The 19,655-nt window shown below is 71.1% G+C and carries 18 protein-coding genes and 1 pseudogene; 15 read left to right on the top strand and 4 right to left on the bottom strand.

Annotated features, from left to right (window positions below; translation table 11 throughout):
- Positions 1-126: 126 nt before the first annotated feature.
- The 3 genes from AOK18_RS05145 to AOK18_RS05135 all read right to left on the bottom strand — a co-directional run bounded on the left by AOK18_RS05145 (position 127) and on the right by AOK18_RS05135 (position 2,397).
- Positions 127-594 carry a pyridoxamine 5'-phosphate oxidase family protein gene (locus AOK18_RS05145; RefSeq protein ID WP_055572239.1) on the bottom strand — a complete coding sequence of 156 codons (468 nt, stop codon included), beginning with the start codon at positions 592-594 and terminating at the stop codon, positions 127-129.
- 256 nt (positions 595-850) lie between these two features.
- Positions 851-1,351 (bottom strand): Rieske (2Fe-2S) protein, encoded by a 501-nt coding sequence (locus tag AOK18_RS05140; RefSeq protein WP_055693528.1) that lies wholly within the window; start codon positions 1,349-1,351, stop codon positions 851-853.
- Positions 1,352-1,416: 65 nt separating this feature from the next.
- Positions 1,417-2,397: an adenosine deaminase family protein gene (locus tag AOK18_RS05135; protein ID WP_240503064.1), complete on the bottom strand. Its 981-nt coding sequence runs from the start codon at positions 2,395-2,397 to the stop codon at positions 1,417-1,419.
- A gap of 1,077 nt (positions 2,398-3,474) precedes the next feature.
- On the opposite strand from AOK18_RS05135, the gene AOK18_RS05130 reads away from it, so the two are divergent.
- The 10 genes from AOK18_RS05130 to AOK18_RS05085 all read left to right on the top strand — a co-directional run bounded on the left by AOK18_RS05130 (position 3,475) and on the right by AOK18_RS05085 (position 14,030).
- Positions 3,475-4,719 (top strand): MFS transporter, encoded by a 1,245-nt coding sequence (locus AOK18_RS05130; protein ID WP_055693527.1) that lies wholly within the window; start codon positions 3,475-3,477, stop codon positions 4,717-4,719.
- Positions 4,720-4,726: 7 nt separating this feature from the next.
- Complete coding sequence (locus AOK18_RS05125) at positions 4,727-5,902, top strand: radical SAM protein (protein ID WP_055693526.1); 1,176 nt, start codon at positions 4,727-4,729, stop codon at positions 5,900-5,902.
- A 6-nt stretch (positions 5,903-5,908) separates the two neighbouring features.
- A complete protein-coding gene (locus AOK18_RS05120; protein ID WP_055693525.1) occupies positions 5,909-6,184 on the top strand; it encodes an acyl carrier protein in 276 nt (91 codons plus the stop codon).
- A gap of 29 nt (positions 6,185-6,213) precedes the next feature.
- Positions 6,214-7,488 carry an ATP-grasp domain-containing protein gene (locus AOK18_RS05115; protein WP_240503063.1) on the top strand — a complete coding sequence of 425 codons (1,275 nt, stop codon included), beginning with the start codon at positions 6,214-6,216 and terminating at the stop codon, positions 7,486-7,488.
- The gene (locus tag AOK18_RS05110; protein ID WP_055693524.1) at positions 7,485-8,495 is read left to right on the top strand and encodes a Gfo/Idh/MocA family protein; all 1,011 of its coding nucleotides are present in this window, start codon (positions 7,485-7,487) and stop codon (positions 8,493-8,495) included. Before AOK18_RS05115 ends, AOK18_RS05110 begins: the two co-directional genes overlap by 4 nt.
- Positions 8,492-9,508: a phosphotransferase family protein gene (locus tag AOK18_RS05105; protein WP_055693523.1), complete on the top strand. Its 1,017-nt coding sequence runs from the start codon at positions 8,492-8,494 to the stop codon at positions 9,506-9,508. Before AOK18_RS05110 ends, AOK18_RS05105 begins: the two co-directional genes overlap by 4 nt.
- A complete protein-coding gene (locus tag AOK18_RS05100; protein ID WP_055693522.1) occupies positions 9,505-10,602 on the top strand; it encodes a hypothetical protein in 1,098 nt (365 codons plus the stop codon). The genes AOK18_RS05105 and AOK18_RS05100 overlap by 4 nt, the downstream gene beginning before the upstream one ends.
- The gene (locus AOK18_RS05095) at positions 10,590-12,017 is read left to right on the top strand and encodes a condensation domain-containing protein (protein WP_055693521.1); all 1,428 of its coding nucleotides are present in this window, start codon (positions 10,590-10,592) and stop codon (positions 12,015-12,017) included. The genes AOK18_RS05100 and AOK18_RS05095 overlap by 13 nt, the downstream gene beginning before the upstream one ends.
- Before the next feature lie 817 nt (positions 12,018-12,834).
- The gene (locus AOK18_RS05090) at positions 12,835-13,605 is read left to right on the top strand and encodes a HipA family kinase (protein ID WP_055693520.1); all 771 of its coding nucleotides are present in this window, start codon (positions 12,835-12,837) and stop codon (positions 13,603-13,605) included.
- Positions 13,602-14,030, top strand: coding sequence for a DUF3037 domain-containing protein (locus tag AOK18_RS05085; RefSeq protein ID WP_055574143.1), 429 nt, complete (start codon positions 13,602-13,604; stop codon positions 14,028-14,030). Before AOK18_RS05090 ends, AOK18_RS05085 begins: the two co-directional genes overlap by 4 nt.
- Before the next feature lie 181 nt (positions 14,031-14,211).
- Here AOK18_RS05085 and AOK18_RS05080 read toward each other — a convergent pair whose 3' ends face one another.
- Positions 14,212-14,655, bottom strand: coding sequence for a hypothetical protein (locus tag AOK18_RS05080; protein WP_055693519.1), 444 nt, complete (start codon positions 14,653-14,655; stop codon positions 14,212-14,214).
- Positions 14,656-14,954: 299 nt separating this feature from the next.
- Between AOK18_RS05080 and fabG the strand changes: the two genes are divergently transcribed.
- From fabG to AOK18_RS05055, 5 genes and pseudogenes are all read left to right on the top strand, one after another.
- Entirely contained in the window at positions 14,955-15,719 is a 765-nt protein-coding gene (fabG, locus tag AOK18_RS05075; RefSeq protein WP_055574141.1) for a 3-oxoacyl-ACP reductase FabG, read from the top strand.
- A gap of 120 nt (positions 15,720-15,839) precedes the next feature.
- On the top strand, positions 15,840-16,598 hold the full coding sequence (locus AOK18_RS05070) for an SDR family oxidoreductase (protein WP_055574140.1): 759 nt from the start codon (positions 15,840-15,842) through the stop codon (positions 16,596-16,598).
- A 273-nt stretch (positions 16,599-16,871) separates the two neighbouring features.
- On the top strand, positions 16,872-18,467 hold the full coding sequence (locus tag AOK18_RS05065) for an ABC transporter substrate-binding protein (protein ID WP_055574139.1): 1,596 nt from the start codon (positions 16,872-16,874) through the stop codon (positions 18,465-18,467).
- A gap of 79 nt (positions 18,468-18,546) precedes the next feature.
- A complete protein-coding gene (gene ung, locus AOK18_RS05060; protein WP_055693518.1) occupies positions 18,547-19,230 on the top strand; it encodes a uracil-DNA glycosylase in 684 nt (227 codons plus the stop codon).
- A gap of 133 nt (positions 19,231-19,363) precedes the next feature.
- Positions 19,364-19,655, top strand: a pseudogene (locus tag AOK18_RS05055) (hypothetical protein); the annotation flags it as partial.

Raw genomic sequence — 19,655 nt, 5'->3', positions numbered from 1 at the left:
CGTACGCCTAGGCGTACGGTTCCGCGAGGGCTGAGCGAGCGGAAGGAAGCCCGGGGCGGGTCCCCCGGGCCTCCGGATCCTCGGGCCTCCGGATCCTTGGGCGGGACCGGGGGCCCGCCCCGCCCGCTACCGTGCGCCCAGCTTCCGGAAGTCCCAGGACACGGTCTTCTCCGGGGTCAGCCGTATCCAGGCGTGCCGGCCGTCGTGCGGCATCTCGTCCAGGTTGAAGTTCTTGCGCGCGAACAGCGTCTCGGCAACGTCCAGTTCGGCACAGAGCTCACCGGTGCGCGGTATCTCGCCCACGAACTCCACCCGCCCGGACAGCTCCGCACCGCGCAACTCGTCGTACTCCTCGCCGGTGTCCACCACGATCGCCACCCGCCGGTCCCGGCGCAGGTCCGCCCAGCGCCTGGAGCGCACCACGGAGTACAGCCACAACGAGGTGCCGTCCCAGGCGAACCAGAGCGTGCTCACATGCGGCGCGCCGTCGGCCGACACCGTGGCGACCCGGCAGGTGCGCTGGGTGGTGAGGAAGTCGTCCAATTCGCCCGGCGTCATCATGATCTTCCGGCCCCGGCGCTGCGTGGCAGTCATGCGGCCTCCTCTTCTCTCACGTCGTGCCAGAGAAGTCCTCTGGCATCACGTCAGAAAAGGGTGAGTCGTCCTCCTCCTCCGCGCAGGGGCGGCCGGACCTCACCCGTCGGCCGCGGACGGAGGCCGGCGCGGAGCGCCCGCCGAGCGCACCTCCGCGACGGCCCGGCACGCCCCGACCCCGGTCGCCCCCCGCGACCGCGGCCGGTGCGCCGACCGGCGCGGACCCGCCGGCGCCGCGCGGTCCGGCGCCGACGGCTCACGCGAGGGAGATCGCGTCCCCGCTGACGGTGATCTCCCTGGCAGGCAGCGGCTTGGTCGCGGGACCGCTCTGCACGCTGCCGTCGGCGATGGAGAAGTTGCTGTTGTGGCAAGGGCAGTTGATGACTCCGTCGGCGACGCTCTTCACCGCGCACCCTTGGTGGGTGCAGGTCGCCGAGAAGGCCTTGAACTCGCCCGCCGTCGGCTGGGTGACCACCACCTTGCTGTCGGCGAAGACCTTCCCGCCGCCCTCGGGGATGTCGGCGGTCGAGGCGAGCGCGGCACCGGCGGACGCGCCGTCGCCGCCGTCCGAACCGCTGCCGCTCGCTTCACCGCCGTCCGTGGAGCCGCCCGGGGCGGTGGGGTCCGCGGACGGGCCGGAGGAGTCGTCGGAGCCGCCACAGGCGGTCAGCGCGACGGCGAGGCCCGCCGCTCCGGCGGCCGCCACGACGGTCCGACGGGCCGGTCCCGACGCGAACTGATGCGATGCGCTGGTCATGCGGGTGTGTCCCTTCCGGGGGTTGCGTGATCCGGGGAGAGGTACGGTCGGCGGGTCCGTGCTGTTCAGGCACTGCCGAGCTTGGCCCGTACGCGGTCGGACGGGCGTAAGCCCCAGCTGTCGTTTCGCTGTCGGAACCAGCCCTTCCCTCCCGGCGGGCCCCCGACACGCGGCGATGCGGCGCCGTCACTCCGCGTCGTCGCCGGATGGATCCCGCGCCGGCCCGAGAGCCCCACCGGGACCGAGCGGCTTCGGCTCGAAGCCGTACCGGTCCACTGCCCCGGACCCGACGCCCTCACCGGCCACGTCCGGTCCTCCGGCCGGACGCCCACCGAGCGCCGGGGCGAACGGCCGCCGCGGTGACCCGCCGCCGTCCGGCAGGACGGCCTCCCCAACTCGGCCACCGGGTCCGGATCCTCCAGCACGCGGATGCCGTGGCCGATCCGCTCCGCGTGCCCCACCGCCAGTGCCTCCCGGACGCCGGCCGGACCGGCCGTCTCCCCGGCAGGGTGCACCAGGTGCAGCCCCGCCTCGCGGGCGGCCCGGAGCGCCTCGGCGAAGGGCGCCGCCGGACAGGACTCGTCTCCCGCGAGGCCGAGGGCGATCACCTGCGGGTACCGGGTGGCCGGCTCGAGGCCGCGCCACAGCCGCTCGACGGAGCGGCGGCGCGAGTGGTCCAGGATCACCCGAGTCCGTATGCCGTACCGCTCCGCGCCGGCGGCCAGTCCCTCCAGCACCGCTTCCAGCGGCATCTCCGGCCGGCCGAGGCGCTCGCCGTGCGCCGCCGCGGTGAAGGTGACCTCCGCGCAGCGGACGCCCCGGGCCGCCTCGTCCTGACAGAACTCCTCGGCGATGCGGCGGAAGTGCCGACGGTCCCGTAGCAGCGCGCGCACCGTGGACCGCCGGTAGGCGAACTCCCGGAAACCGGTGAACGGCCGGTCCCGGACGGTCGGCTCGCCTCCCGGCTCGCGGATCGTGGCGCCACGGACGGTGCTTTCCAGGTGGGTGTGCAGGTGGGCCTTGGGTAACAGACGAAGATCTATCACGGCAGGACTCCAGCCCGACCCTCCCTGACCTTCACCCTTCAGAAATGGGCGCACGCACTGTCCGGAAGCGCTCTACTGATACTGCACCCGACAAAATGGCTCCGCTTTCAGCCATTCTTTTCCGCCTTCGCCGGAGGGTTATGGACGGCTGACCCACCGGTCGAGGGTCGCACTGAAATCACCAGAACCTCTGCCCTCCTTGAGCCTCCCAGTCCGATGGGGCTGCGTGAGCGTCTCCGAACAATTCACGTGTCGCCTCCTCCAGGGAAAGATCGACGCTACGGAGGGCTTCCGGCAATGGTTCACCAAGAACGTAGATCGTCTCCGTGAAATTTGGCAACAGTTTTCACGCCACCTCTCTGCGGTCGATTCATCCTGATGTGTCCGTGGCCCGCTCCCGCTCGACGATCGATCCCGGAGAGGGAGCGACTCCCCGTCGCCGCCCGCGGTCAAGCGACCGCAGAGTCAGCCCGGAAGGCATGCACGGCACGGAGAACCCGCCCCAGCCAACGGGCTCGACGGCCCCAGGCGCGGCAGGCCGATTTCCCTCACGGGAGCGTCACTCCGGGGCGGCCTGCCGGTGCATGCGAACTTTGCCTCTCTGGGGGCGCTTGGGCAAATGCTCCCCCTGCGGGATTCTTGCGGTGGCATCTCATGATGTTCCACCCGAAGCCCTGATGGCATGCTCAAGCTCCCGCAAGAAACCGATTCGACGTAATGCCCCTGCCGGTGGGCGCAGTGTTGACTTTGAAAATTCGGCACGGTTGACTTCGGCGAGGCGGTGCAAAGTCTCCTGTCCTCGCAGGGGCCGCCCCGGAGTCGCTGCGCCTTTGGGTGCCGGCTCGCCCAGGGGAAACGAGAATGGACGGAGGGGAAGGCGGGGATGCCTGTCGGGAGCAGATGCGCTGCGCTCGGGTCCGAGGCTTTGGTTATCCCTCCCTGAATTGCGCTCCGTCGACCTGTAAGGGCTTCGGGGACGTTCCGGGACAGCGTGCCGGTCCAGTCACGGGCAAACCGGGACGGCGCTCTGCGCGGCCGCCGTTCCGCATTCGGAGACGAAAGGCGAACCACCCCAGCATGAGGCGAGTTCTCGGGTCTGACGCCGGACTGCGCAAGTTCGTCATCGCCCGAGCGCTCTCCCGGGCCGGGGACTCCGTCTTCCCCATCGGGTTGGCCGCCGCCATGATCCAGCAGGATTTCGGCGCCTCCGAGGTCGGTGTGGTCATGGGCGCGGCGCTGGCCCCCGTGGTGGTGCTGATGCCGTTCGGAGGGGTGCTGCTCGACCACTTCAACGCCAGGGTCCCGATGGTCGCCGCCGACATCGTCCGCACAGTGGTTCAGGGGCTGCTGGCGGTTCTGCTTCTGACCGGGCGTCCCTCCCTGTGGCAGATCCTGGTGCTGTCCCTGGTCACGGGGGCGTCCCAGGCCTTCTTCCAGCCGGGAATCGCCAGCATGCTCAAGCAGTTGGCTCCAGGCCGGTTACGGCAGGCCAACGCGACGATCCGTACCGTGGAGTCGGTCGTTTCGCTTGCGGCGCCCGCCTTGGCCGGTGTGGTCATCGGGCTCGCCGACGCCGCGGTCGTCGTCGCCCTGGACGCCTGCACGTTCGCCGCGAGCGCCTGGATGCTGGCCGGCATCCGGTTGGGAAACTCCGAACCCGTCACGGGCCCGCCGAAGGTCTGGCGGGAACTACGGGAGGGCTGGGGCGAGTTCACCGCCCGGCCCTGGCTGTGGTCCGTGGTCTCCGTGTTCTCCCTGTTCGGCCTGGTGGTGTTCGGCCCGTTCGACGTGCTCAAGGCCATCCTCCTCATCGAGCGGTTCGGCGCCCCGGCCTACGCCTGGCTGATGTCGGGGTTCACACTCGGTGCCGTCCTCGGTGGGCTCATCGCTCTGTGGACCACGCCCCGCCGCCCCCTCCGGACGGGGCTGCTGGCTCTGCTCGGCTTCACCCCGCTCCCGGTCACGATCAGCCTTGACCTGTCTGTCGCCCTGGTTGCGGCGGCCATGGTGGTGGGCGGGACCGCCAACGCCTACTGGGCGGTGGTGTGGGCCACCTCGGTCCAGACCCACGCACCGGCGCACGCACTCAGCCGTATCCACGCATACGACGTCATCGGCTCGATGGCTCTGATGCCCGTCGGCCGGGCGCTCACCGGAGTGGCCGCGGCCTGGGCCGGCGCGGCGACCGTCCTCTTCACGTCCTCGGCAGCCCTGTTGGCGGGCTGTGCGGTGCTGCTGTCGATTCCCGCCGTACGCAGCCTGCCGGCCGTACTGCCCGCCCGGGGGCCGAGCGCCCCGTCCATCAGTACACGCAAGCCCTAGGAGCAGCATGCACCCTCGGACAAGCCGTACTCTCACCGCCAAGGAGTTCTCCGACATCAAGCACACGGTGTCGATCCGCTCCCAGTCGCGAGCCCGACTGCGCGGGGACACCGGTTACGCCTCGGACGTCCCCCGCGAGGTCAGCCTCCAGCTCACCTACAAGTGCAACCTCCGCTGCACGCACTGTTACCAGTGGAACGAGCAAGGCTTCTTCCGCGACTGGGGAATCGACAAACAGCGCACCGAACTCGACCTGTCCATCGTCGAGGACGTGCTGAGGAGCACCGCGCCGGTGCGGGGCAAGCTCTTCCTGTGGGGCGGTGAGCCCCTGATGCACAGTCGGTTCACCGAGGTGTCACGCCTGATCGAACGCTATCCGCGCACGGTCAACATGTGCACCAACGGGCTGCTGTTCCAGCGCCGGATGGACGATCTGCTGCGGATCGGCCGGAACCTGAATCTCCTGGTCAGCCTGGACGGCCTCGGTCCGGATCACGAGGAGCTGCGTGGCAGGGGGACCTTCGAGCGCACCAGGCGCAACATCGAGACCATGCTCGACCTCAAGCGCAAGGGCGAGTTCCACGGCGAGCTGTCCCTGTCCTGCATGGTCTCGCACGTGACGGTCCACCGGATGTACGAGTTCATGGAGTGGGCAGAGGAGCTGGACGTCAACACCGTCTACTTCCAGTTCCCCTGGTACATCAGCCCCGAGGTGGCACAGGCGATGGACTCCGTCTACCGCGAGCACTTCGCGTGGCTGTCGCCCCAGACCGGTACCACGCGCCCCACCTGGCACTCGTACACCTACCAGCTGCCTCATGAGTTACTGCCGGCACTGCACGACTCCATGGCACGGCTGGCCGGGCGAGTCTGGCGGCCGCGGGTGCGCTACCAGCCGCAGCTGGAGGCGGACGAGGTCGAGTCGTTCATCCTCGGCACCTCGCAGCCGGCGCAGCGACGCACCCGATGCCTCGCGGTGACCAACCGGATGGAGGTGCACGCCGACGGCAACGTCAGTTCCTGCAAGTTCTTTCCGGAGTTCGTGGTGGGCAACCTCTACGAGTCCTCGACGGTGGACCTGTGGCAGAGCGAGCGGTTCCGCCGCGTCCGTTCCGTCCTCGCCGAGACCGGCATGATGCCGGTCTGCTCCAAGTGCATCCTTCTCTACCTGAACGGAGTGTGACGTTCCATGAGCAGCGCGACCCAGTTCACCCAGACCGAGGCCCGCGTGCGGGGCGTGCTCGCGGAGGTACTGGCGGGCAAGATCCCGCCGGAGCAGATCACGGTGGACGCGGACATGGTCCAGGAACTCGGGCTGGACTCCTTACAGGCCATCCAGTTCCTGCTGCGCGTCGAGGACGAGTTCGACGTCGAGCTGGACTACGAGACGCTGAGCCTGGACCACCTGCGGTCGGTACGGTACTTCACCGCCGAGGTTCTCGGACGGCTGGTCGGCGAGAAGTGAACCGCGCACGCCCTTCCCGGAGCGGGACAGTGCATTTCGGATCGTTCGACGCCGAACGGCACTGGCGCCCCAAGGACCTCGCGTCCCTGCCGCAGCTGGCCGATCCCGCGGCCGACCGTCTCGTGGCCCGCATGGACGAGGCGCTGTTCGCCGCCGCCGCCCCCGGTGATCTGCTGATCACCCGGGAGCCGGTCAGCCCGGCTCAGCGCCACGCCCTGGAGGACGCAGGGTTCGGGTGCGCGCACCGCCACGCGGGTGACCGTGACGAGGCGGCCGACGTGGAGCACCGGATTCTGGACAGCACCGATCTGACGCTACTGGTCGGCGAGTTCGGCACGCTTCGTCCGTACGCGGTCCTCCCCACGACCGTCGGCCTGGCCGAGTCGGCCGGGCACGCGGGCACCGTACCGCCCGTGGAGTCCGTGGCCAGGGTGAACGGGAAGGCGTGGTCCAGCCGACTGGGTGCCCGTCACCGGCTACCCGGCGCGGGGCGCGTCGTGCGCTCGGCGGCGGAACTGGAGACCGCGGTCCGGTCGGACGCGGAAGAGGGATGTTCGGTCGTCCTGGTCAAGGACACCTACGGGGTGGCCGGCCGAGGCACCTTCGAAGTCACTTCACAACGGCGGCTGGCCCGGCTGGTGAAGCACCTGCGGGGCCAGGAAGAAGAAGGGCTGCGCGTCGAGTTCGTGGTACAGCCGCGCTACGACCGGGAGGCGGACTTCTCCAGCCACCTGCGCATCGACCCCGACGGATCCTGGCAGTTGCTCGGGGTGCAGAGCCTGGTCAACGCAGGCTATCGCCACGAGGTGTCCGGGCCCGCGTCCCGCGCCCTCACGAGCACTCCGCGGTCTCCCACCCACGCGGAGGCCGTGAACACGGTGGCCCGTGAACTGGCGCGGGAGGGGTACTTCGGCCCCGTCTGCATCGACTCCATGACGCTCCGGGACGGAAGCTGGGTCCCTGTGCTGGAGGTGAACGCCCGTATGTCCATGGGATCTCTGAACCTGGGGCTCGACGAGCGGGTGCGGGAGCACGGGTTGCGCAGCCATCTGTGGCAGGAGGACGCGGCCGTCGCGGACGGCTTCACCGCGGACCGCTTCCTGGAGGCACTGCGTGCCGAGGGGCTGCTGTACGAGGGGGGGAGCACCCCCGGTGTTCTCCCCCTGGTGAGCGGCTCGCTCGCGGCCCCACGAGGGCGGCTGATCTGTACGGCTCTCTGCGCGCCGGAATCGTTCGACTCCCTGCGGGCGAGTGCCCGGTCCGTCGCCTCGTCGGTGGGCGTGACCCTCGTGGGGGCGACGTGACCTGGGGTATCGGGCTCATCGGCGCCACCGGGATCGCGGAGCGTGCGGTGATGTCGACGAGCCGGGGACGCCGCGACATCACTGTGCGTGCCGTGGCGGCTTCCGACCGGGACCGTGCGGCGGCGTTCGGTGAGCGGCACGGCGTCAAGGTGCTCCCGTGCTACGAGAAAGTGGTGACGGCGCCGGACATCGATGTCGTCTACGTCTCGCTGCACAACTCCGCGCACGCGCACTGGGCCCGGCGGGCCGTCGCCGAGGGCAAGACCGCGCTCGTCGAGAAGCCGCTGTGCCTGGGTCTCGCGGAGTGCGACGACCTGCGGAGCGCGGAGCGCCGGGGCGGCGGGCAGGTCCTGGAGGCGTTGCCCACCCTCCGGCACCCCTGGCACGCCGTCGTACGGAACATGGTGGACGCGGGCCGGTTCGGTCGGCTCCACGACGTGCACAGCCGGTTCGGGTTCCGGACGCCGTCATCCGGCGGCTACCGCCTGCGGCCCGAGCTGGGCGGCGGCATCTTCAGGGACTCGGCGAGCTACTGGCTCCAGGCGCTCCAGGAGGTCGTCGGGCTGCCCGCGGCCGGCGGCACCGGCACGGCCCGGTGCTCGGAGCCTGCGGGGGCCGACCACGCCTTCGAGGCGGAACTGCCGCTGCGGGGAGGGGTGACGGCACGCCTGTCGTGCTCCTTCGGCGGACGTCACCTCGCCGAGCACGTCTTCACGTTCGACCAGGCGCGCGTCCGGGTCCGCGGGGTGCTGCTGCCCGCCGCGGGAGCGGTACCGCTGAACGTCGCCGTGCGCACCACGACGGGCCACACGGAGATCATCCGTACGGAGCCGGTCGCGTACTACGAGCAGCAGCTGAGGCGTGTGGTCGACCTCCTGGACGGCCGGGCGGGGCACTGGGGGGCCCAGTCGGTAGCGGCTCGGCCCAGGATCGCCACGATGGAGCGCATACACCGAACGGCGCGGCGAGAGGTCGCGCCGGTGTCTTCGGACGAGGAGACCGCATGAGCCCTGAGAACCTGGATCCGGCGGCCGCCGCCCTGCTGTCGGCGGTCGCGGTCGCACCGGCGGACGTGGTGGAGTGCGCGCCGCTGAGCGGCGGCACGTACAACTCCCTGCTGCGGGTGGTGCTGCGCGACGGCCGGCGGTGGATCGTGAAGCGTCCGCCGTCCCCGCGCAGCGGGTCGACGCTGCGGTACGAGCACGATCTGCTGCGCGGCGAGGCCGCGTACTACACCGCGGTACGGGATGTGCCGGGGGTGCCGGTCCCCCGCTTGGTCCACGTGGAGACCTCGGCCGAGCCGCCGGTCGTGTCGGGCCTCGTCATGACCGAGTGCCCCGGCGTCCCGTGGCACGAGGCGGACGCGTCCCTGACGCCCGGTGAACGGGCGCGGTCGCGTCGGGAGCTGGGGGAGGTCGTCGCCCGTCTGCACACCGTGACGGGCTCGGAGTTCGGCTATCCCGCCCGGCCGTTCGGCCCGGCGGCCGCCGACTGGAGGGGCGCCTTCACCGCCATGACCGACGCCGTTCTGGACGACGCGGCGGTCTACGGTGTGGAACTGCCTCGATCCGTCGAGGAGGTGCGGGAGGTGATCGCCGCGGCCGGGGACGTGCTGGACGAGGTGACCCGTCCCGCTCTCGTCCACTTCGACCTGTGGCAGGGGAACCTGCTGCTCCAGGGGGCCGAGGGAGCCAGAGGGCTCAGCGGAGTGATCGACGCGGAGCGCATGTTCTGGGGCGATCCGGTCGCCGAGTTCGTCTCGCTCTCGTTGTTCGACGACATCGAGAAGGACGCCGACTTCCTCGCCGGGTACGCGGCGGCCGGGGGTGATGCCACGTTCACCGCCTCGGTGCGTCTCCGCTTGGAGTTGTACCGCTGTTATCTGTACCTGATCATGTTGGTCGAGGCCGTGCCCCGACGCTACTCCTCCGAACAACTGGCGTGGACCCGCAGGCACGTCGGGGGCCGCCTGACGGCGAGCCTCGACGCGGTGGCCTCCGCCCCGGCGGGCCGACGGTGATCGCGGTACTGACCTCGGGTGTGGCCCTCGGTGTCCACGTGCCGGGGTTGCTGCTCGCCTCCCGTCTCCGGGAACGGGGCGTTGAAGCCTCGGTGGAGGTGCTGGAGCGACTGCTTCCGGATGACCGGCTCCGCACGATCGAGGCCTCCCGGAGCGTGTTCCACCGGGATTTCCGTGTCGCCCGGGCCGGTCAGCGCCTCGCCTCCGACCCGTCCCGGGCCGTCGACGACGCCGCGCTCGTCGCGCTGCACCGGCGCTGGACCGGGCTCGGTGTGCGGCGGGTGGTGGTGTTCTCCGGATTCTGGCTGGACCCGCTGCGACGCCTGTCGACCATGGGGCGGCGGCTGCCGGATGTGACGGTCTGTCACGTCGACTCCGTCGATTCCCCCTCGTTCCGCCGTGCCGACCCCACGGCGGGCGGCACCCAGGTGATCCGGCTCGCCTCGTCGGCCACCGGTGACTTGCCCTTCACCATCCCGGTCACGCACGAGACGCCGCTGCCGTGGGCCGGACGCGGCGGGCGGCTCCTCGTCCACGGAGGCGGGTGGGGCATGGGAACCTACCGCGAACGCGCGGCCGACCTCGCCGCTGCCGGGCACCTTCTCGACCTCGTCCTGCACGAGCCGGACGAGGCGGCCGCCGCGCCTTCGGGGACGCGCGTGCACATGATGGATCCGTCCTGGCACCCGTGGCACGACGACGGGTACCCGCCGCTGGGGTTCCTCCCACCGGCGTGCGATCCCGGCGCATGGGACTACCGACGCGGCACCGACCATCACTCCTCCTTCGATCTGGCCCGCGAGGCGCACGCGATCGTCAGCAAACCCGGCGGCGGCACGCTCCTGGACTCGCTGTGGTCCGCCACGCCCCTGGTGCTGCTCGAACCCTCGGGGCAGCACGAGGAGCACAACGCCCGCCTCTGGTGCGACCTGGGCTTCGGTGTCCGGTATGAGCAGTGGCGGGACACCGGCTTCGACCCCGAGTACCTGCGTGCCCCGCACGAGGCGCTGCTCGCCGCCCTCGCGGGGGCGGCGCGCCCCCGCGACGCCGTGGAGGCGCTCCGCGGCTCGGGAGGATCCACATGTACGCGATGAAACTGGTCGAAGCCGACCGCGGGGCAGCACCGCGGGCCTCCTTCACCCAGGAGGAACGGCTCGCCACCGGGCGGAACGTGCACCTCCAGAACAACGTCCTGACATTCGGCTGCCGCGTCGAAGGCCCCCTGGACACGGAACGGCTCCGGCAGGCGTACCTGGCCCTCCAGGCACGTCACGAGAGCCTGCGTCTCGTCTTCCCGCAGCACCGAGCGGGACCGGTGGGTGCCGCGCTGTCGGACCACGGCGACGGATCCGGGCCCCGGGTGTCCGTACGCGCCCCCGACGACTCGGGCTTCCACGTCGTCGACGCCGGGAGCGTCGACCCCGCCACCGGCCTCCACCGCGCTCAGGCACTGATCGCCGAGGTGGCCGGGGCGCCGTTCGACCTGGCCGCAGGCCCGATGGTCCGACTGGTGTGCGTCCGGATCTCCTCCGGGCTGCACCTGGTGGGATGCGTGGTGGACCACATCATCGTCGACGGCGAGTCCTGCCGGATCATGGCCGAGGACCTGTTCCGGCTCTACGCCGCGGATGCAGCGGACACGGCTCGACTTCCCGCTCTCACCACACAGTTCCTCGACTTCGCCCACTCCGAACGCCTCCATCTGCGAGGGCGTACCCTCGACCGCCTCCTGGCGTACTGGCGCCGCAAGCTCGACGGGGTCGGCGCCATTCCCCCCTCCCACCTGCGTGCCCCCGACGCGGCCGCCGGGGCCCGGCCCGCGACGGGCGCTCGGCTCCTGGTACGCCGCACCGCCATCGAGCCGTCCTCGTGCGACAGACTGCGGCAGGCCGTACGACAGCGGCGCGCCACTTCGACAGCCGTATTCGCCGCCGCTCTCAAAGAGACCATGCGCCGGCACCGTCTGGCACTCGGTCTGCCCCCGGACCGGGCCGGAGACGTTGCGATCATGAGCTCGATCAGCAACCGCCATCGCCGGGAGGTGCAGCACTCGGTCGGCTACTTCGCCACGCCGTGCGTCCTGCGCACCGATCTCAGTGACGCGCCGCCCTTCACGGAGCTCGTACGGCGCGAGACCGGAACGCTCCTCGGCGCCCTGAGGCACCAGGAACTGCCGCACGCCCTGATGACCCGGGAACTCGACCCCGCGCGCTATGGTGCGCGTCACGGGGGCGATCCCGGGGCGGTGCCGGAGTACGTCAACTTCGACGTGTCGGAGGCGGGCGAGGCCTGGTCGTTCACCCGTGAGGGGCTGCGGGTGACGATGGTGCGGATCCCGCGCAACGAGGTGCCCCGGGGCGGGGTGCGGTTGCTCGTGCGCGACGAGCGGGAACGCATTCTGGTGGAACTGCGCACCGATGCTTCCCTGTTCGAGCCGCAATGGGCGGACACGTTCCTGGCCGACTACATGGCCTTGGTCGAGTCCTTCGCACAGCAGACTCCGCAGTGACCGCGCTCGCGTACTCGACCAGGGGCGTGCGGTTTCTGCCCAGCCTTCCGGAAGCCCAGCCGGGATCCGCACCGTCACATGGAAGCTTGCGCATGCCGGCGGCACAGCGACGAGGAGGACGAAGGGAGCATCTGCGGTGGGATCGCCCGGCGGGGTCGCGCAGCCGGCGTCCGGCATCCACAACGGCGGCACCAAGAACGTGAGCAGGAGGATGGCTCCGCTCAGATGCATGGCACCAAGGTGCCGGCCGAGGCGTGGCTTCGGCGGTCGGCCACGGACGAGGGGCGCGGGAAGTTCGTGGACCCGCGTGACGGATCCCTCACGCCGGCCGACCGCATCACGATGCATGGGGCCCCGGGCAGGGGAGGTGCTCCGAAGGGTCAGCAGAACCCGGAGCGGAAAGCCCGGCTTCACATCGTTCCGCATCCGGGTCACCTCCCCCTCAGGGGCATCACGGAGGCAGAGCTGCGTGCGTCCACGCGAAGTTGGGAGACCACCGTCTCCTCGGTCGACCACCGGCGCGGCGTTCTGTCCGGGCTGTCCGGCATTCCGAGGCGGCCGTCGACGGCAAGCGTCTCGCCGGGAACCCGATGCGCGCGAAGTCCGTGCGCCGGCCCGGGGTATCGCGGGAACGCCGAGAGGCGTGGTCGCTGGAGACGGCGCTACGGGCCCGTGACGTGAGGGGAGCAGGGAGATCAGCGCGCCGGCCGGGACTCCCCAGGTTCACCCCGGGGCCGATCGTGGCCGGCGTCCCGGGACACGGGGGTCTTGGAGAGGTCATGGATTGCAAGGCCAGGGGATCGCGTAGCCTGGCGAAATGCTGACCGAGGTCACCGCCACCCGCTACATCACGCCCCTGCGCGAGGGCGGTTCGCTGCCGGGACTGATCGAGGCCGACGACCTCGGCACCTATGTCCTGAAGTTCACCGGTGCGGGACAGGGCCGCAAGACACTCGTCGCCGAGGTCGTCTGCGGGGAACTCGCCCGGCGGCTGGGGTTCCGGGTGCCACGCCTGGCGGCGGTCGAACTCGATCCGGTCCTGGGGCTGGGGGAGCCGGACGAACAGGTCCAGGGGCTCCTCAAGTCCAGCGGGGGCACCAATCTGGGCATGGAGTTCCTCTCCGGCGCACTCGGCTTCGACCCGCTCGCCTTCGAGGTGAGCCCCGAGGAGGCCGGGCGGGTCGTCTGGTTCGACGCGCTGGTGAACAACGTCGACCGCTCCTGGCGCAACCCCAACCTGCTCCGCCGAGGCGGTGACCTCTGGCTCATCGACCACGGCGCGACCATGATCTGGCACCACAACTGGCCCGGCGCGGAGCGCTCCGTCGCCCGGCCCTACGACGCCTCCGACCACGTCCTGAAGACCTTCGCACCGGACGTGGCCGCCGCGGCGGCGGACCTCGCGCCCCGCGTCACCGAGGACCTGCTCGCCGAGGTCACCGCGGAGATCCCCGACGTGTGGCTGGCCGGGGAGCCCGGCTTCGGCACGCCGGACGAGCTCCGGCTGGCCTACGCGCGCGCCCTGCTCGCCCGCGCGGCCACCGTCCACGAGCGCGTCCACGGCATCGGGGAGAAGGAGAACCAGTGAGCGACCGCAGCGACCGGACCGACCACCGCGACGGGGCCGGCCGGCCCGGCCGGCACGTCTTCGAGTACGCGCTGCTGCGGGTCGTGCCGCGGGTCGAACGGGGGGAGTGCGTCAACGCCGGGGTGCTCGTGTACTGCCGTCACGCGGCGTTCGTCGGGGCCGGCACCCACCTCGACGCGTCCCGGCTGCTGGCGCTCGACCCGCACGTGGACCTGGCCGGTGTCCGGGCCGCGCTGCGTGCCGTCGAAGGGGTGTGCGCGGGCGGGGAGGCGGCGGGGCAGGCCGCCCACGACGACGCCGGCCGGCGTTTCCGCTGGCTGATCGCCCCGCGCTCCACCATCGTTCAGCCCGGTCCCGTGCACACCGGGCTCACCGCCGATCCGGCGGCCGAGGTGCGGCGGCTGCTCGACCTGCTCGTGCGCTGACCCGACGGGCCGGCACGGAGCCCCCCGTAACGGGCCGCACGGCGGACCGTCAGGGCGGGCCACCGCGGTGGACCACCACGGCGGACCGCCGCGGCAGGAGGCTGCGGCGGCCCGCCGCCCCCAGGTTCTCGGGAGCGGGGCGGAGTACGGCGGTCGGACGGCCGCGGGGGCGGCCCGCGCGTCAGCCGCGCCGGCGCTTGACCAGGTAACCGGTCGCGGCGAGGGCGCCGGCCGCGAAGGCCAGGCCGACTCCCGTGTCCCAGGCGCTCGGTCCGGTGGCCGACGAGCCGCCCAGTCCGCCCTCCACACCGCGTGTCGGCGCGATCGTGGACGGGACGGGTGCGGTCGGAGCCGCGGACGTGGTGGCCGGAGGACGGGGTGCGCTGGTGGAGGAGGTGAGGGTGTCGGCGCGGCGGGGGAGCGCCTCGCAGGCGACGTCGTCGTCGGGGCCCTGCTCCCCGTCGAGCCGGTTGGGATCGCTCCGGTCCAGGTTGAACAGGGCCTGTGCCTCCTCCTGGTAGGTGAAGTCCGTGCAGTCCAGGTCCTGGGCGTGAGCGGTGTGGGCCACCGGCAGTGCCGCGGCGAGCGCGACGAGTATGCCGAGGGCACCGGTGCGTCGGCGCATGACGCGCCTCCTTTCCGGCCACGAATGGCTCGCGCTTCGAGGCTAGGCGGGCCCCCGTGCCGGGGCGCGCGACTGTGGGCCGATCGGGTGATGAGCACGGGCTCCGCGCCGGGGACGGCGCAGGGTGGGAGCAGTCCGTCCGGGGGCCGGCGGACCGGGGAATGGATCACACGGCAGGGCGGACCGTTGACACCGGGTGCCGTGGCTTCTAGCGTCACGTCTGCTGAAGGTACTAAGCGGTCGCTCACCCATCTGGGCGGGTCGCAGGAGCCGCATCCCAAGGTCGAGGAGAAGCAGCGATGTCCACCACTGAGCAGCAGCGGGTCGCCGTCGTCACCGGTGCCGCGCGCGGTATCGGCGCCGCCACCGCCGTACGACTGGCCGCCGAGGGCCGCGCGGTCGCCGTGATCGACCTCGACGAGGGCGCGTGCAAGGACACCGTCGAGCAGATCACCGCCGCCGGCGGCACGGCGCTGGCGGTCGGCTGCGACGTCTCGGACGAGGCGCAGGTGGAGGCCGCCGTCGCCAGGATCGCCGAGGAACTCGGCGCGCCGACCATCCTGGTCAACAACGCGGGCGTGCTCCGCGACAACCTGCTCTTCAAGATGAGCGCCTCGGACTGGGACACGGTCATGAACGTGCACCTGCGCGGCGCCTTCCTCATGTCGAAGGCCTGTCAGAAGCACATGGTGGACGCCGGCTTCGGCCGCATCGTCAACCTGTCCTCCTCCTCCGCGCTCGGCAACCGCGGACAGGTCAACTACTCCGCCGCCAAGGCGGGCCTCCAGGGCTTCACCAAGACCCTCGCCAAGGAGCTCGGCAAGTTCGGCGTGACCGCCAACTCCGTCGCCCCCGGCTTCATCGCCACCGAGATGACCAAGGCCACCGCCGACCGCGTCGGCATGGGCTTCGAGGACTTCAAGGCCGCCGCCGCCACCCAGATCCCGGTGGCCCGGGTCGGCGAGCCGGAGGACATCGCCAACGCCATCGCCTTCTTCACCGGCGAGGCCGCCGGATTCGTCTCCGGCCAGGTGCTGTACGTGGCCGGCGGACCGCTCGACTGAGGGACACCGGGACCCGGGACCGCTCACGCCCGCGCACGACCGCGTCGCGCGGCCCGGGACGGCCGGGGCCGCCCGCGGGCGGCCCCGGGGACGACAAGGCACGACTAGGGGACAGGGAACATGACTTCAGTGGAACTCTCGGGCAAGGTCGCCCTGGTCACCGGGGCCAGCCGCGGCATCGGGCTCGGCGTCGCCGAGGCGCTGGTGGCACGCGGTGACCGCGTCTGCATCACCGGCCGCAACGAGGACACCCTCAAGGAGGCCGTCGAGAAGCTCGGCTCCGACCGGGTCATCGGCGTCGCCGGGAAGGCGCACGACGAGGAGCACCAGGCCGTCGCCGTCGAGCGCACGATGGAGGCCTTCGGCCGGGTCGACTTCCTCGTCAACAACGCCGGCACCAACCCGGTGTTCGGGCCGATCGCCGACCTCGACCTGAACGTGGCGCGCAAGGTGTTCGAGACCAACGTGATCTCGGCGCTCGGCTTCGCCCAGCGGACCTGGCACGCCTGGCAGAAGGACAACGGCGGGGCGATCGTCAACATCGCCTCCCTCGCGGGCGTCGCGCCCTCGCCCTTCATCGCCGCGTACGGCGTGAGCAAGGCGGCGCTGATCAACCTGACCGGGCAGCTGGCGCACGAGTTCGCGCCGCTGGTCCGGGTCAACGCGATCGCCCCGGCCGTGGTGAAGACCAAGTTCGCCCAGGCGCTGTACGAGGGCCGGGAGGAGGAGGTCGTCGCCTCCTATCCGCTGGGCCGGCTCGGTGTGCCGGCCGACATCGGCGGGGCCGCCGCGTTCCTCACCTCGGACCAGTCCGACTGGGTCACCGGCCAGACCCTGGTGGTCGACGGCGGCATCCTCCTGAACGCCGGAGTGGGCTGAGCCCGCCGCGAGGGGCCCTCGCGCGAGGCGCCCCGGCACGCGGGGAGCCGCCGCGGGCGGACCACGAGGATTCCGGTACGGGCGTCCGTTGACGAAACGGCGCCCGTACCGGCGTTTTCGGAGACGGGTGGACCGATGACAACGTAGTCAACGCAGAGTGACAAGTTGATCTACAACGAGTTGATCTCAACGGGCATGAGAAGGAGGGTGCGGGAGCGGAACGGCGCGGTATCGTCTGCCGACTCTTGGGACGGCAGATCGAGGAGCGTGCGCGTGTTCAAGCGGAACCGATGCCTGCGGGGGGTCGCGGTCATCGCGTCCATCGCGTCGATATCGTCCTTGGCCACCGGCTGCGGTGTGCTGACGTCCGGCACCGCGGAGGACGGGAAGCCGATCGTCGTGGGGACCACCAGCCCGCCGAGCACCCTGGACCCCGCCGCCTCCTGGGACGGCTCCTGGGAGCTGTTCCGCAACATCTACCAGACGCTGCTGAGCTATCCGGTCGGCGCCAGCACGCCCCAGCCGGACGCCGCCGAGGCCTGCGAGTTCTCCGACGACTCCCACCAGGTGTTCCGCTGCGAGCTGCGTGAGGGGCTGAAGTTCTCCGACGGCAGCGCGCTCGACGCCAAGGCGGTCAAGCACTCCGTCGACCGCATCCGCAAGATCAACGTCAACGGCGGTCCGGCCGGCCTGCTGGGCAGCCTCGACCGGGTGCAGGCGCCGAACAGCCGCGAAGTGGTCTTCCACCTCAACAAGCCCGACGCGACGTTCCCGTTCGTGCTCGCCACACCGGCCCTGTCGCTCGTCTCCCCGAAGGCCTACCCGGCCGGCGCCCTGCGCGAGGACTCCGGCATCGTCGGCTCCGGGCCCTACGACGTCCAGTCGTACGAGGAGGGCAAGGAGGTCCGGCTCGTCCGGAACGAGCAGTACGAGGGCTATGCCGAGCGGCAGAACAGTGCCGTGACGATCCGCTACTTCCAGGACTCCGCCGAGATGGTCGAGGCACTGCGCGGGGGCGGGATCGACCTCACCTACCGGGGTCTCGCCGCGGACGACGTCGTCGAGTTCCAGGGCAAGGCCTCCAAGGAGGAGGAGATCAAGCTGGTGGAGGGCACCGGTACCAGCATCAACTACCTGGTGTTCAACCCGAAGGACCCCTGGGCGGGCAAGAAGCCGGTGCGCCAGGCCATCGCCCAGATCGTCGACCGGAGCGCGATCGCGCACAAGGTCTACCGGGACACCGTCGACCCGCTGTACTCGATGGTCCCCAAGGGGCTGACCGGCCACACCACCGGCTTCTTCGACGACTACGGCGACCCCAGCGTCGACAAGGCCCGGCGGATCCTCACCGATGCGGGCATCACCGCGCCGGTGCCGCTCACCCTCTGGTACACCACGGACCGCTACGGCTCCGAGACCAAGCTGGAGTTCCAGGAGCTGGAGCACCAGCTGGAGGCCTCCGACCTGTTCGAGATCACCCTCGAGAGCCGTCCCTGGAAGACGTACGTCGACGGCTACCAGAAGGGCGAGTACCCGGTGTTCGGGCGCGGCTGGTCCCCCGACTTCCCGGACGCCGACAACTTCATCGCCCCGTTCGTCGGCGAACAGAACGCGCTCGGCACGCCCTACGAGGCGCGGGAGATCAGCAACGTCCTGCTGCCCCGGTCCCGCCGGCAGAGCGACCGCGGCAACGTCGTGAAGGATTTCGAGGACGCCCAGCGGATCCTCGTGGACGACGCGCGGCTGCTGCCGCTGTGGCAGGGCCGGCAGTACGTCGCGGTGAGCAGGGACATCTCGGGCGTGGAGCGGGCGCTGGACCCGTCGACGATCATGATGATGTGGCAGCTCTCCCGCAAGACCAGCTGGTAGCCGGTCGAGGGAGCCGATTGTCACTGGTCGCCTGTAGGTTCTGAGGCCTGGAAGCGACCGCGATCGTGAGGACGATGACGTGACCGACACCGCCATGCTGCCCGAGTCCTGGCGCGGGGTTCTGGGCGACGAACTGCAGCAGTCCTACTTCAAGGAGCTGACCGAGTTCGTCGAGGAGGAGCGGGCGAAGGGCCCCGTCTACCCGCCCCGCGAGGAGGTCTTCGCCGCGCTCGACGCGACGCCGTACAACAGGGTGAAGGTCCTGGTCCTCGGGCAGGACCCCTACCACGGCGAGGGCCAGGGGCACGGCCTGTGCTTCTCGGTGCGTCCCGGCGTGCGGATCCCGCCGTCCCTGCGGAACATCTACAAGGAGCTGCACGCGGACCTGGGTGTCCCCGTCCCGGACAACGGCTATCTGATGCCGTGGGCCGAACAGGGCGTGCTGCTGCTCAACGCGGTGCTCACGGTGCGCGGCGGCGAGGCCAACTCGCACAAGGGGCGGGGCTGGGAGCGGTTCACCGACGCGGTCATCCGCGCGGTGGCCGACCGGCCCGACCCGGCGGTCTTCGTCCTGTGGGGCAACTACGCGCAGAAGAAGCTGCCGCTGATCGACGAGAGCCGTCACGCGGTGGTCAAGGGGGCGCACCCGTCGCCGCTGTCGGCGAAGAAGTTCCTCGGCTCCCGCCCGTTCACGCAGATCAACGAGGCGGTGGCGGCACAGGGACACGAGCCGATCGACTGGACCCTCCCGAACCTGGGCTGACGCCCGCCGGCCGGGCGTGCCCGGTTCCCGGTGGCAGGGGCGGTCCGGTGCGTCGCGGGGCGGTTCGCCCCGGATCGTCCCCGCCTGCCGTAGCGTCGGCACCGACGATCCGGTGAGCGGTACGGAGGGCGTGGTGGCGGACGGACAGAAGCAGGCGACGCCGGACTCCGTACTGACGCGGATCGGGCAGGTCGTGATGCTGCACCACGCGGGGGACCGGGAGGAGGCGAGGCACCGTCTCCTCGGGCTGTGGGCGGAGATCGGTCTCCACGGCGACGCCCTGCACCGCTGCACACTCGCCCACTACCTGGCCGACACCCAGGACGACCCGGAGGACGAACTCGCCTGGGACCTGAGGGCGTTGGCGGCAGCGAACGAGGCCGAGGGCGAAGCCGCCGGTGACCGCTCCGCCGGGTACGGGGCGG

It is taken from the genome of Streptomyces prasinopilosus, from assembly GCF_001419695.1.
Lineage (GTDB): Bacteria > Actinomycetota > Actinomycetes > Streptomycetales > Streptomycetaceae > Streptomyces > Streptomyces prasinopilosus.
This window is presented reverse-complemented; position numbering and strand designations above follow the sequence as displayed.